The sequence below is a fragment of the Nocardia sp. FBN12 genome (genome assembly GCF_050320175.1).
GTDB lineage: Bacteria > Actinomycetota > Actinomycetes > Mycobacteriales > Mycobacteriaceae > Nocardia.
On sequence record NZ_CP190048.1, the window covers coordinates 2,457,419 to 2,469,984 of the forward strand.

Consider the following 12,566-nt stretch of genomic DNA (forward strand, 5'->3'; position numbering starts at 1 on the left):
GGCAGCGCTGCCGGTGTTGTGCGCTGATACCGGGTACACGTCAGAAGACTCCTGCGATGGAACGAATATGGATAAACGTTCCACTAGGTCGCAGGATCTGTCAATCATTGCCTGCAATTCTCCTGAACATTGCCCAAATCGGCTTTACCGTCGGTAATGCTGTGCTAGAACTCCTGGCAGAACAACGATGTCCTAGGAGTGCTCATGTCTTCTCCCACCCGAACCGCCGCTCTCTCCCGACGCCCCGGCTCCCTGAAGCGGCTGGTCCTGGCCGCGATGCTGGCCGGGGCCGCCGCCGCAGGCACACCCGCCTCCGCGCACGCCGCACCGCAATACCCCGTCCCCTACGGGCTGATTCCCGGAATCGTCCATTTCGTCGACCGGGCCTCTCCGCCCGGAGCCAACGACTGGAACTGCCGCCCGAGCGTCGAACACCCGGAGCCGGTTGTCCTGGTTCACGGTCTCACCGCCACGATGGCCGCCAATTGGACGACCCTCTCGCCGCTGCTGGCAAACAACGGCTACTGCGTGTTCGCCCTGAACTACGGGCTCGACCCGGACGCACCGCTGCCGTTGAATCTGATTCCGGGCACCAAGTCGATGCGGGAATCCTCGGCCGAGGAGCTTGCGCCGTTCGTGGATCGCGTGCTCGCCGCCACCGGGGCGCAGAAGGTCGATCTGGTCGGCCACTCGGAAGGGACCGTGATGCCGCGCTGGTACATCAAGTACCTGGGCGGGGCGGACAAGGTCGCCAAGTCGGTGAATCTGACCCCGCTCAACGACGGCACCAGAGCCGGCGGACAGGCACTGATCGCCCGCGCCCTCGACGCACTCGGAGTATGGGACGACCTCCAACTCCGTGCCGAGGCATTCGGATTCGGCGCGAGTCTGCAGATGACGAGCGGCTCCGACTACCTCGACGCGGTGAACTCCGGCAACGCTTACCCCGCCGATATCGCCTACACCTTCATCATGACCCGCTGGGATCAGGTGGTGGCTCCGCATACCAGCGGCATGGGACCGGCGGCCCCGAACGTCACCAATATCGTCGTCCAGGACCAGTGCCCGCTGGCGATATTCGAACACGCGGGCGCGGCCTCGGATCCGGTTGTCGCACAGCACGTTCTCAACGCGCTCGATCCGGCCGACCACGTACCCGTGAACTGCTTCGCCCACCCCCGCAACGGCTGACGGTAGTCTGCTGCATCATGACCAGGTCCGATCCGGAGCCGGCCGAGCCCCGGCCGCGCCGCCGATCCACGGCGGTGCGGCCGTCCGACGACACGCTGCTCGACGGAGTTCTGTCGGTATTCGCCACGCTCGGCTTCGACGACGTCACCATGGAGCAGCTGGCCGTCGCGGCCGAAACCTCCAAACCGACGCTGTACGCGCATTTCGGAACCAAGGAGCAGCTCTTCGACGCGTGTGTGCGCCGTGAGGCGTCGCGCCTGCTCGAGTGGATGCGGGAAAGCTACCGGCGCGCACAGGGTTTCGATCTCGACCGGCACGTCGCGACCACGACGCGCGCGCTGTTCGACTTCGCCGCCACCCACGCCGAGGGCTTCCACGTGCTGTTCGGGGCGCCGACGGCGGGGCGTTCACACGAAGTGCGGGCCGCCACGATCCGATCGGTGACCGACACCGTCGCCGAATTGATCCGGCACGAATACGGTGGCGCCGACCTGGAGTGGGGCGCAAGCGCCGATTTCTGCGCGGCGGCGATCACCGATATCGGCGTGCGTGGCGTGCAGCAAGCGCTCGCACAAGACCTCGACTTCACGGCGGCCGCGAATCTGACGATCTCGATCATCGTCGCGGCGATGCGCCACCTCGACCCCGCTGCTGTGCGAGCCGTCGATGCCGACGCCGAACCCGCTGCACCGTCGCGCCCTGCTGAGCCGACTGCGCCGACCGCCGACCGAACTCCGCCACAGCCCTCCCCCGCAACCCCTCGCAATGACGTGCTCGATACGGCGATCCGCATGTTCCTCCGCGGCGAACGGCTCGAATTGCACGCGGTGGCCACCGAGCTCGGAATCAGCCGTACCACGATCTACCGCCGATTCGGCACCAGAGAAGACCTGCTCGGCGTCGTCATCGCCCGCCAGTTCGAACACGTGATCACCACCATCGACAGCCGCTGCACCAGCCGCGGCGCCCACCGTATCTCCGAGATCTTCGATCGGACGCTACGCCGCTTGGCCGCCGACCCGGCGCTGCGCACCTATCTCCAGAACGAAGCACCGGCCGCCCTCCGCCTCGTCACGCAGACAGACGGACCGGTCCACCGCGGCAGCGTTCGGCTGGTCGAACGGCTCATCCAGCGCGCCCAGGAACAGGACGGATATCGACCGCCGATCGACCGAACCACTTTGGCTTTCGCCCTCGTGCGACTCGGCGAGAGCTTTCTCTACAGCAACGCTGTCGCTGATGTCGAAGGCGACATCGACCACCTCCTGCAAGTGCAGACGACCCTGCTCGGCGTCGCCGCCCCGGTTGGCGGTCCGTGAGTTCAGACCGCTTCGCTCGTGGGACGGGCGGGTGAGTCCTTCCGGCCGCGCGGCGCATCGAGTGCGGTGAAAGCCGCCGCGGCGAGGATCATCAGCGCCGACACGAGCAGGGCCACGTCGAGGCCGTGATGGAAGGCGACCTTGCCGGTGTTGAGGACCTCGGACACCTTCGACAGATACTTCAGATACGGGCCGATGTCGACGCCCTCGGGTATCTTGCCGAGTTCCACGGCTTGGATGGCGTCGGGCTGGAGTGACGTCGGCAGACCCAACTCGTTCATCCGCGCCTTCAGGTCCGCGGAGAGGAATCCGCTCACCAGCGCACCGAGCACCGCCACGCCGAAGGCCGAGCCGACCTGGCGCATCGTGTTGGTCACGGCGGCGGCCATTCCCGAGTGTTCGGCAGGGACACCCGACATCACCGCCGAGGTCAGCGGGACCACCGCGATGCCGAAGCCGAAACCCGCCACCCCCATCGCGGCCGCGATCGACGGGTCGTGCAGTTCACCGGACAACATGTAGCGGGTCAGCAGGATCCCGCCCGCACCGACGACACAACCGAGGATCATGGGGGCACGGGCTCCGCGCCGCCCCACCCACCAGCCCGCGACCAGTGACCCGATCACGATCGTGGCGGCCATCGGGGCGAAGATCGCCGCGGTACGCGCACCCGAATACGACTGCATCACTTGCAGATACAGCGCGGTGAAGAAGAAGATCGAGAAGATTCCGAAGTAGACGGCGAAGGCGACCACCAGCGCACTGCGCACCGCGGGCAGTCGCAGGTAGCGGAAGTCGAGCATGGGTGCGCGTGCTCGCGTTTCGACGGCGACGAAGGCGGCCAGCGCCACGGCACCGAACACGAACAGCGCGAGCACCGCGGGCGCGGCGTAGCCCTGATCCTGACCGAGGATCGCGGCATAGATCACCGAGCCGAAGGCCGCCGCGCCGAGCACGGCACCGGCCCAGTCGATCGGCTCGGGACGTGGGTCGGCGCTTTCGGGGATCGACCACAGCGCGGCGACCAGCGCCACCGCGGCGATCACCAGGTTGAACCAGAAGATCGAGCGCCAGCCGTACGCGTGGACCAGCACGCCACCCAGCACCGGCCCCGCCGCGAGCGCGAGACCCGACACCGCCGCCCACACGCCGATCGCCTTGGCGCGAGCGCGATCATCCGGGAAAACGTGGCGCAGCACCGACAGGGTCCCCGGCTCCGACGCCGCGGCCCCCAGGCCCATGATCGCGCGCCCGGCGATGAGCACCGCGACGCTGCTCGCCAGCGCCGAAACCACCGACCCCACGCCGAAGATCACCAGCCCGACGATCATCACCCGCTTGCGTCCCCACCGGTCGCCGAGCGATCCGCCCGCCAGCATCAGCCCGGCGAAGACGACGGTGTAGGCGTTGACCACCCACTGCAGCATGGTCACATCGGCACTCAGATCGCGCCGGATATCCCCCAGCGCCACACTCACGACCGTGGTGTCGAGGAACGTCACGAACACCACTACAGCAACGGCCGTCAGAGCGATGCGCGGACGCGCCGCCCCGCCCGGCGCTTTGTCCATCGGTATCACCGGGCACACGCTACTGGTGGGTTCACCGGCGCGCCAGACGTAAGCCGACCACCGCCAGGTGAACGCTCGCCCAACGAATTCGGTCCGCGAATATGCGAGACTGGGATGGTGAGCGATGCCGGTGCGGGCACTTATGTCGAGGCGGGCGAGTTTCGCCGCGACACCAACTACATCACCACGCGGATCACCGCCGATGGCCGTGACGGCTACTCCGTCGAGCCCGGTTGGTACCGGCTCGTCGCGGCGAGAGCCTGTCCTTGGGCCAATCGCACGTTGATCGTGCGCAGGCTGCTCGGGCTGGAATCGGTGTTGTCGCTCGGACTGTGCGGGCCCACGCATGACAAGCTCAGCTGGACTTTCGATCTGGATCCCGGCGAGGTCGATCCGGTCCTCGGCATTCCTCGGCTGCGCGATGCCTATCTGGCGCGGTTCCCGGACTATCCGCGCGGGATCACCGTGCCCGCGGTGGTCGACATCGCGACCGGACAGGTCGTCACCAACGACTACGCGCAGATGACCCTCGATTTCTCGACCGAATGGACCGCCTACCACCGGCCGGGAGCGCCGCGGCTGTATCCCGAATCGCTGCGCGGACAGATCGACGAGATCAACCGAGAAGTGTTCCGCGACATCAACAACGGCGTCTACCGGTGCGGTTTCGCCGGTGATCAAGCGGCCTACAACGCTGCCTACGTCCGGCTCTTCGCGGCGCTGGACCGACTCACCGTACGGCTGCGTGGCCAGCGCTACCTCGTCGGCGACACCATCACCGAGGCCGACGTGCGGCTGTTCACCACGCTGGTCCGGTTCGACCCCGTGTATCACGGTCATTTCAAATGCAACCGCACCAAACTCAGCGAGATGCCGGTGCTGTGGGCTTACGCTCGCGACCTGTTCCAGACCCCCGGCTTCGGCGACACCATCGACTTCGGCCAGATCAAAGAGCATTACTACGTCGTGCACCGCGACATCAACCCCACCGGAATCATCCCGGCGGGTCCTGACCTGTCGAATTGGCTGACCCCGCACCACCGCGAGGAACTGGGTGGCCGCCCATTCGGCGACGGCACACCGCCACCACCGCCGTTGCCCGCCGAACAGGTTCCCGCGATCGACTGACGCAGTACAGCGGGTAATCGGTCGAGGTGCCTTCGGAGTCCTGCGGCAACGCACTCATCAAAGCCCCACCGCGCGTTCGCATCTGATTCTCGAACTCCGCGCGATCCTCAGCCGCCGGCCGGTTGCAGGACACGCAGGATGGGGTCGTAGGCCCAGTTCAGCATGCGTGCCGCGTCGTCGCGCGCCGCGGCGCTGCTGTGGTCGGAACTGTGCAGCACCACGCCGATCAGCGGGATGCCCGCGCGCACCGTCTCGAACAGCAGGCAGTGGCCCGCGGCGTTGGTGTTGCCGGTTTTGATCCCGATGGTGCCGGGATACTCATCGAACATCCGGTTCGTTGTTTCCCAGTGGTGCTCGCGGTTGGCGGGTCCGGCGGGCACGTGGAAGTTTCTCGAACCGACGATCTCGCGGAACACCGGCAGGTTCATCGCGCGCACGCCCAGTGCCACGAGATCCGCCGGGGTGGAATAGGTGGAGTGATCGGTGGGGTACGGCATACCGGCCGGGTCACTGAAATGCGTTCCCGCCAAGCCCATCACGCGCGCGGTGTCGTTCATTCTGGCGAGGAAACCGCCCTGACCGGGGCCGAACGACTCGGCGACGGTGTAGGCGGCGTCGCAGCCGGACGGCAGGAGCAGCGCGTACAGCAATTGCCGGGCCGTGAGCACCTCGCCGGGAACCAGCCCCGCGGTGCTGCCGTTCTCCCTGGCGCAGTAGGCGCCTGCCTCCTGCGGCACCGTCACGGGCCGCTCGAGGTCGCCGGAGACGATCACGACCACTGCCGTCATCACCTTCGCGATACTGGCGATCGGGACCGGGGTGTTCGCCTCCCGTGACCACACCACCGTCCCGGTCAGCCCCTCCGCCAACGCCGCACCCGACGCCTGCACCCCGTCCGGCCCCGCGGCCGCCCACGGCAGCAGACCATCAGCACTCCCGGTGGGCGCGGCCGCCGCAACGCCGTGACCAGCAGCGACGATCAGAACCCCAGCAGTGACGGCATGCAACGTCTTCACGAGTGTCCGCATGGCGACATTCTGGCGCACAATTTCGCCGACCTGCGGGATTGAACCGCCGACATTCGGCAGAACCCTCGATTTCGGCCAACTATTGAGGAGGGACTGGTGGCTCCAGCCCACCGCGTCGAGGTCGCTACTCATCAGTGCGCCTCAGTCGTCGAACACGGCCACCCCTACTGTGGCGCGAGAATCTCGACGTAGCCGTCGGTGCCGTTCACCCGGATGCGCTGGCCGTCGCGGATCAGGTCGGTGGCGTGTTCGACGCCGACCACGGCGGGGAGGCCGTATTCGCGGGCGATCACCGCGCCGTGGGTCATCAGGCCGCCGACTTCGGTGACAAGGCCCGCGATGCCGACGAACAGTGGCGTCCAGCTCGGGTCGGTATAGGCGGTGACCAGGATGTCACCGGATTCGAGCGTGGCCTCGGCGATGTCGGCGAGCACACGGGCGCGGCCTTCGATCGTCCCGGCCGACACCGCCATACCGGGCAGTGCGCCGGCGGGCAGGTCTTCGCGACGGTACGCGCCGGTCAGGGCCTCGCCGTCGGAGGTGAGCACGCGCGGCGCGGTGAGGTGCTGATACGAGCGGAAGGCGTCTTTTCGTTCGTCGACGAGTGTCTGGTCCGCTCGCTGTGCGCGAACGAGCTCGTGCAGTTCATCGAACCGCAGGTAGTAGATGTCGTGGGGTTCGCTGAGCACACCGGCTTGCACCAGTCGTTCGGCCTCGCGGAGCAATGCCTGTTTGTAGACGAAGTAGCGGCTGACCATGCCGTACTTCGGGTACTCACGATATCCGGCGAACGTGCGGACGCGCGCGATCAATCGCTCGGTCTCGGCGGCTTTCTCGTCCCCGTCATGGAGTGCGCGCAGGCGTTGCAGGATTCGTTGTTTCTGCTGCTCGGCGTCACGTAGCCCGTCTTGGAAGCGCTGTGTGCCCGCGCCCGGCCCGAAGTTCTCGATATTGCCGAGGATTGCCGGCACGAGGGTGGCCGGGCTTTCGCTCCACCGCGGCCTGGTGATGTCGATTTCACCCGCGCAACGCATTCCGTATTTGTCGAGAAAGTCTTCGATCGCGGTCCGGACCTCGCCGGGACAGCCGGTCGACTCGTTCAGGACATCGTCGTCCTCGATCTGCTCCAGGTAGGCCACCATCTCGGGGTGCGGGCGGATCGCGTCGGCGACGTCCAACAGGGCCAGGCCCATTTCCGCAGTCACGTTACCGGGGATCGACTGACTGAGCGCGTCGGCGGCGTTCTTCTCCCCCAGCCATTCCCGGAGCCGATCGTTGAGCTGTTCCGTGGCGTCCATCGCGGCCATGATCACCTGTAAACCCCGCGGCGCGAACAGGACCCGCCGTAGCTCGCCTTCGATATCGGACCGGATGAAATCGAGCAGCGCCGGCCCGGACAGGTCGCCGATGTCACGCTGCAGCGCCGCGAGCGAAGCCTCGCTCTCGGCGATCAATTCGGTGACGATGCCGGGATCGGTCTCGATCGGCACCGGCGCGTTGCCCGACGACGCGGACGGTGCGCCCGAATCATCTTCTGGCACTTGATGAACGAAGCCGGCGCGGTCGAGCACGGTCCGCAGGGCGTCGCCCATCAGCGGATCGGACTTGCCGAGTCCGGCTGCCAGGGCGGCGCCGGTGGCGGGCGAGGACACCATCGCGGTGACGTCGACGAACAATCGCCCGCCCGCGTCGCGCATGGGCGCATTGCTCGTCAGCTGCCAGACCGAGATCCCCAGCGGCTTCATCGCGTCGGTCATCATCTGCTGATGGCCGACCGACACGTAGACGTGGTTCTGCCCGTCGGTGGCCACGGGAATCGGGAACAGGGTGGTGATCGGCCTGCTCTGGACGATGCGGAACTCGGTACCGTCGCAACACCATTCGATGTCCTGTGGGCGACCGAAATGCGCTTCGATGCGGCGGCCGAGTTGCGCGAGTCGCAGCACCTCGGCATCGGCGAGCACCGGCTCGTTGCGTCGCTCCGGTGCGATCTCGCACACCCGCGTGCCGCCCGTCGACATCGGCTCGATGGCGATCTTCTTCGTGGCGATCACCTTGGTGAGGATCTGGTCGGCACGAACCTGGTAGACGTCGGCGTTCACGAGTCCGGAGACGAGCGCCTCCCCCAGACCGAAACCGGCGTCGATGGAGACGACGGTCCGGTCGGAGGTGACCGGATCGGCCGTCATCATGATGCCCGCGGCGCGCGCGAAAACCATCCGCTGCACGACGACACCCATCTGAATCTTCTTCTGGTCGATGCCATTTCGCAGCCGGTAGGTGACGGCCCGTTCGGTGAACAGCGAACCCCAGCACCGGCGTACCTGCTCGAGGATCGCCGCCGATCCCACCACATTCAGGTAGGTGTCCTGCTGCCCCGCGAACGACGCGGTCGGCATGTCCTCGGCCGTCGCACTCGACCGCACGGCGTACGCGCCGTCGATACCGAGCCGAGCGTGCGCGGCGAGGATCGCGGCCGCCACCTCGTCAGGAATCACCAACTCCTCGACCGTGCGCCGCAGCTCCGCGCTCAGTGCGGAAATCCCCGCCCGATCCCCCGGCTCGAGCCGCGACAACTCCTCGATCCGCTCATCGAGCGCCGCCGCCACCGTCCGCGCGAATGCCGCCGTCGTCACACAGAATCCCGCAGGCACCTCGACACCACCGACGCGCGACAGCTCACCGAGGTTCGCTCCTTTGCCCCCCACGACCGCGACCTGCGCGGAATCGACCTCCCCGAACCCGAGTACATAAGCCATCCCGCTGCTCCTCACCTGGTGGTTTCGGTCTTTCGCGAGCGATTATGGACCACGAATCAATCTCTCATGATGGCCCGGAATCGTGTATACAGTGAAGGGGGAAGCACCTCGTAGCTGGTCATCTGCCGATCTGTGTCACCCTTCGGGCTGTGGTCGGGCGCCCACGTGCATTCGTTCATCGTGTTTGCCGAAGAGGCTGAGTATTTCAGCCGCCGGCTGCGCCGGACCGGTGGCGGGAGCCGCGCTCACCTCCGTCTGCGTGATCAGAGCAGTCCTCGCGGCGGCGGCTGTCCCGCTGATCCGGCTCGACAGCACCTGGCAGACCCGCGGGTAGCCCCGTCCGGTGCGGCGCGCGCGTCTACTCGACCGCAGTTGCCGGGTCGACGGCCCGGTTCGGGAACGAATGGTGTTCGTGGGCGATCACCCATCGTGTGCCTTCCTTGCGCAGGCCGAGGGTGAGGCGCAGACGGGTATCCGGTTCCGCGGCAAGCTCTTCCGGTGAGCCGCACCGGAGCAGGGCGTGCGCGAAGGCGACGTCGGCGCCGGCTCGCACCTCCAGTTCGACGATGTCGAAGGCCGCGCCGCCCGCGAGCCAGGTGAAGAACGGTGGCCACGTCCGGCGGTAGGCGTCGATGCCGCGGACGCCGTTCTGCGGTGGCGGTACGTCGAACATGACGATGTCGGCGGTGTGATCGGCCAGCACGGCGTCGAGGTCACCGGCGCGGACGGCCGCGGCCCACTCGTGGATCAGGGTGCGGATCTGGGCTTCAGCATGCGACATGACGGTCTCCTTCGGTGTGCCGAGCTCGGCGCTCGGCAGGTGGGGATATCCCACTACCGGTATGACCCCGCGATAGGTGCCGAAGTAATCGTCGGGCGGGAAATCAGCCGGCTACGGCGGCGGGCAGTGCGAATCGGCGAAACAGTGCCGGGTCGAGGAACGACACCACCTCGGTGATCGCGCCGTCACGCACTGTCAGCACGTCGAGCGCCACCGCGGCGAACACCGAGCGCTCGGCATCCCAGCCGTAGGTGCCGAACGCGGGTTGGCCGTTCGCCACGGTCGGCAGAAAGCGCCAGCGCCAGTGCAATGGGCCTGCCACCAGAAAGTCCCGGATCGCGGCGTGCCCGGCATACCATTCGGGCCGCGGTGGCATCGCGTATCGGGCGTCGGCGGCGAGCAGCGCGACGATGCCGGCCACATCGGCATCCTCCCAGGCAGCGGCATAGCGCTCGCCGAGTCGACGAACGTCCTGATCGTCGGGCGCCTGCGACGGTGTGCTCCCTTCGAGGCGGGTGCGGGCGCGTTGCAAGGCGCTGTTGGCCGAGGCGACGGTCACGTCGAGCAGCTCGGCGGTCTCACTCGCGGTGAATCCGAGAACATCGCGCAGCAGCAACGCACCGCGCTGCACCCCCGGCAGTTGCCCGACCATCGCCACGAACGCCAATTCCACCGACTCGCGCGCCGTATAGCGGGCTTCCGGTCCGGGCTCACCCACGCCGATGCCTGGATACGGTTCGAGCCAGACCCGTTCGGCCGCAGGCGAATCCGGTGCGGTGTCCATCGGGAGTTCGCGTCGGCCGCGCCGGTCGAGCATGGTCAGGCAGCGATTGGTGGCGATCTTGTACAGCCACGGCCGGAACTTGCGCGGATCGACAAGATTCTCGCGTGAGAGCCACGCGCGCAGCAACGCTTCCTGCAGCGCGTCGTCGGCGTCGTGGACCGAGCCGAGGAATCGGTAGCAGTGCACGTGCAATTCCGCGCGCAGCGGGCCGACGAGACGGTCGAACTCGGCGCGAGCGGAGGCGGAATCATCGACGCTGCCCACCCTCCCGATCATTGCACAGCCGCCCGTCCGGCATCGGTGGCAAACCCGAACCGCTGTCGGCTCCCGGTCCGCCGGTACTCCGATCCGTGTCGAATCGCGAGGGTTGCTGCTTTGTGGGACAACAGATCTCGACCACCGAGAGGCCGCCTGACGGGCCGCCCTGTTCATGTTGCCGACAGATTGCGGATGCCGAAGTTTTCACTTCCCGGGCCGATCCGAGCCGCCTGCGACCTCGAATAAGTGACAGATCAGCAAGTAGGCAGCATCCACCGGCACTGCCCGTGAGGACACTATGGCCACCGAGAATCACTGCGATTCCCCGCTCGCGCCGACTCCAGTCGAGAGCGAGCGTCCCATCGCCCCGGCACCGCCCTCGTGGGCCGCCCCTGCCCTGCTCCTCTCGATCCTGATGCTCGGCCTCGACCTGGTGGCGTTGATTCCGCTCGGCGCGTGGATGCGCGACTACGGCATCGGCCCGGTGTGCTCGGCCTATCTCGTGCACGTACTCGCGTCCACCGCACTGGCGGCCTGGACCGTGAGCCGACTGCCGATTCTCGCGCTGGATACCGACGAGCAGGACTAGGGCGAACTGCGCAACCCCGTTGCCGTCCGGCAAGAACGGCCCGACAGCCCTGCCGGGCATCGGGTGGGCGCCCGCTCGCGGAGCCGATTCTGAATTCTCGGCCAATTCCCGGTACAGCGCGCCTTCGGGCCTGTCGCCGACCGTGCGGTGATGGCACGATCGAGGTGTTGGCTGATCTACACGGAGCGGCGCTGCACCATGACCGAAACCCGCAGACCGGGCTCCTCCGGTGCCTCGCGAACGGTCGGCGGCGACCTGATGAATATCCGGCTCATTGTGCTGGCGTTGACAATCGCCGCGATCCAGCTGTTCGTGATCCCGCTGGTGTTGCTGCCGCGCGACATCGATGGGGGCTGGCTCCTGGTGCCGCTGGCGCTGACCACCACACCGTTCTGGTCGTTGATCCACGAGGCCGTGCACGGGTCGCTACTGCGGAATCGAACGCACAACGACCGGATCGGACGCGTTCTGGCAGTGGTGTACGGGTCACCGTTCGCGATGCTGAAAGTCGGCCACCTGCTGCACCATCGCTACAGCCGGGTCCGTGAGCGCAGCGAGATCTATGATCCGGCGAAAACCAGCAGGCAGCGCGCGGCTGTCCCGTTCTATCTCACGCTGTTCGGCGGCCTCTACCTGCTCGAGGTGATCGCGCTGCTGCTCGCGGCGCTGCCCGAACGCGCCATTCGCGCGCTGGGACGCCGCGCGGAGGCACCCGATTCGATCGGCGGTCTGGTGCTCGAACGCGTCGCCCGGCCGGTGGTGCTGGGGAAATTCCGCACCGATGCCGCCGCGATCATCGTCGTCCACACCGCCGCGTTCCTCGCCTACGGCGCCCACGGCTGGATGCTGCTCGCCGCGCTCGGCGCCCGCGCGCTCATCATCTCGCTCTCCGACAACGCCTACCACTATGGCACCGACCTCGAATCACCCAGGGCAGCAATGAATCTGCGCCTACCCCGGATCCTCGAACGTTTCGCTCTCAACTTCACCCTGCACGACGTGCACCACCGCCACCCCGGCCTGCGCTGGTACGAACTGCGCTCCCGATTCGACGCCGAGGGCGGCCGCTACCACCTGGGCTGGTTCAGCGCCGTCGCCCGCCAGCTCCGCGGACCGATCGAACTGACCTGATCTCGCCGGGTCGAACGGTCAGCCGCC

General features: G+C 67.2%; 10 protein-coding genes. 5 read left to right on the forward strand and 5 right to left on the reverse strand.

Annotated features, from left to right (window positions below):
• Positions 1-204: 204 nt before the first annotated feature.
• Both ACQHI0_RS11920 and ACQHI0_RS11925 read left to right on the forward strand, forming a co-directional pair.
• Positions 205-1,191 (forward strand): lipase family alpha/beta hydrolase, encoded by a 987-nt coding sequence (locus ACQHI0_RS11920; RefSeq protein ID WP_427907999.1) that lies wholly within the window; start codon positions 205-207, stop codon positions 1,189-1,191.
• Between the two features lie 17 nt (positions 1,192-1,208).
• Complete coding sequence (locus tag ACQHI0_RS11925; RefSeq protein ID WP_427908000.1) at positions 1,209-2,510, forward strand: QsdR family transcriptional regulator; 1,302 nt, start codon at positions 1,209-1,211, stop codon at positions 2,508-2,510.
• 2 nt (positions 2,511-2,512) lie between these two features.
• On the opposite strand, the gene ACQHI0_RS11930 is transcribed toward ACQHI0_RS11925, so the two are convergent.
• Positions 2,513-4,081 (reverse strand): MFS transporter, encoded by a 1,569-nt coding sequence (locus ACQHI0_RS11930; RefSeq protein WP_427908001.1) that lies wholly within the window; start codon positions 4,079-4,081, stop codon positions 2,513-2,515.
• Positions 4,082-4,198: 117 nt separating this feature from the next.
• Between ACQHI0_RS11930 and ACQHI0_RS11935 the strand changes: the two genes are divergently transcribed.
• Positions 4,199-5,209 carry a glutathione S-transferase family protein gene (locus ACQHI0_RS11935; protein WP_427908002.1) on the forward strand — a complete coding sequence of 337 codons (1,011 nt, stop codon included), beginning with the start codon at positions 4,199-4,201 and terminating at the stop codon, positions 5,207-5,209.
• A gap of 107 nt (positions 5,210-5,316) precedes the next feature.
• On the opposite strand, the gene ACQHI0_RS11940 is transcribed toward ACQHI0_RS11935, so the two are convergent.
• The 4 genes from ACQHI0_RS11940 to ACQHI0_RS11955 form a co-directional block, all read right to left on the reverse strand.
• Entirely contained in the window at positions 5,317-6,237 is a 921-nt protein-coding gene (locus ACQHI0_RS11940; protein ID WP_427908003.1) for a D-alanyl-D-alanine carboxypeptidase family protein, read from the reverse strand.
• 164 nt (positions 6,238-6,401) lie between these two features.
• Entirely contained in the window at positions 6,402-8,996 is a 2,595-nt protein-coding gene (gene rph / locus ACQHI0_RS11945; RefSeq protein WP_427908004.1) for a rifamycin-inactivating phosphotransferase, read from the reverse strand.
• A gap of 358 nt (positions 8,997-9,354) precedes the next feature.
• On the reverse strand, positions 9,355-9,777 hold the full coding sequence (locus ACQHI0_RS11950; protein WP_427908005.1) for a YybH family protein: 423 nt from the start codon (positions 9,775-9,777) through the stop codon (positions 9,355-9,357).
• Between the two features lie 103 nt (positions 9,778-9,880).
• Positions 9,881-10,825 carry an RNA polymerase subunit sigma-70 gene (locus ACQHI0_RS11955; RefSeq protein ID WP_427908006.1) on the reverse strand — a complete coding sequence of 315 codons (945 nt, stop codon included), beginning with the start codon at positions 10,823-10,825 and terminating at the stop codon, positions 9,881-9,883.
• Between the two features lie 292 nt (positions 10,826-11,117).
• Here ACQHI0_RS11955 and ACQHI0_RS11960 point away from each other — a divergent pair, with 292 nt between their 5' ends.
• Both ACQHI0_RS11960 and ACQHI0_RS11965 read left to right on the forward strand, forming a co-directional pair.
• A complete protein-coding gene (locus tag ACQHI0_RS11960; RefSeq protein WP_427908007.1) occupies positions 11,118-11,408 on the forward strand; it encodes a hypothetical protein in 291 nt (96 codons plus the stop codon).
• 150 nt (positions 11,409-11,558) lie between these two features.
• Entirely contained in the window at positions 11,559-12,539 is a 981-nt protein-coding gene (locus tag ACQHI0_RS11965) for a fatty acid desaturase family protein (RefSeq protein WP_427908008.1), read from the forward strand.
• The last annotated feature ends 27 nt before the right edge of the window (positions 12,540-12,566 follow it).

Bases quoted from the DNA above. Each gene is read 5' to 3' on its own strand.
- ACQHI0_RS11920 (WP_427907999.1), top strand. From the start codon at position 205: ATGTCTTCTCCCACCCGAACCGCCGCTCTCTCCCGACGCCCCGGCTCC.
- ACQHI0_RS11925 (WP_427908000.1), top strand. From the start codon at position 1,209: ATGACCAGGTCCGATCCGGAGCCGGCCGAGCCCCGGCCGCGCCGCCGA.
- ACQHI0_RS11930 (WP_427908001.1), bottom strand. From the start codon at position 4,081: ATGGACAAAGCGCCGGGCGGGGCGGCGCGTCCGCGCATCGCTCTGACG.
- ACQHI0_RS11940 (WP_427908003.1), bottom strand. From the start codon at position 6,237: ATGCGGACACTCGTGAAGACGTTGCATGCCGTCACTGCTGGGGTTCTG.
- rph (WP_427908004.1), bottom strand. From the start codon at position 8,996: ATGGCTTATGTACTCGGGTTCGGGGAGGTCGATTCCGCGCAGGTCGCG.
- ACQHI0_RS11950 (WP_427908005.1), bottom strand. From the start codon at position 9,777: ATGTCGCATGCTGAAGCCCAGATCCGCACCCTGATCCACGAGTGGGCC.
- ACQHI0_RS11960 (WP_427908007.1), top strand. From the start codon at position 11,118: ATGGCCACCGAGAATCACTGCGATTCCCCGCTCGCGCCGACTCCAGTC.
- ACQHI0_RS11965 (WP_427908008.1), top strand. From the start codon at position 11,559: ATGGCACGATCGAGGTGTTGGCTGATCTACACGGAGCGGCGCTGCACC.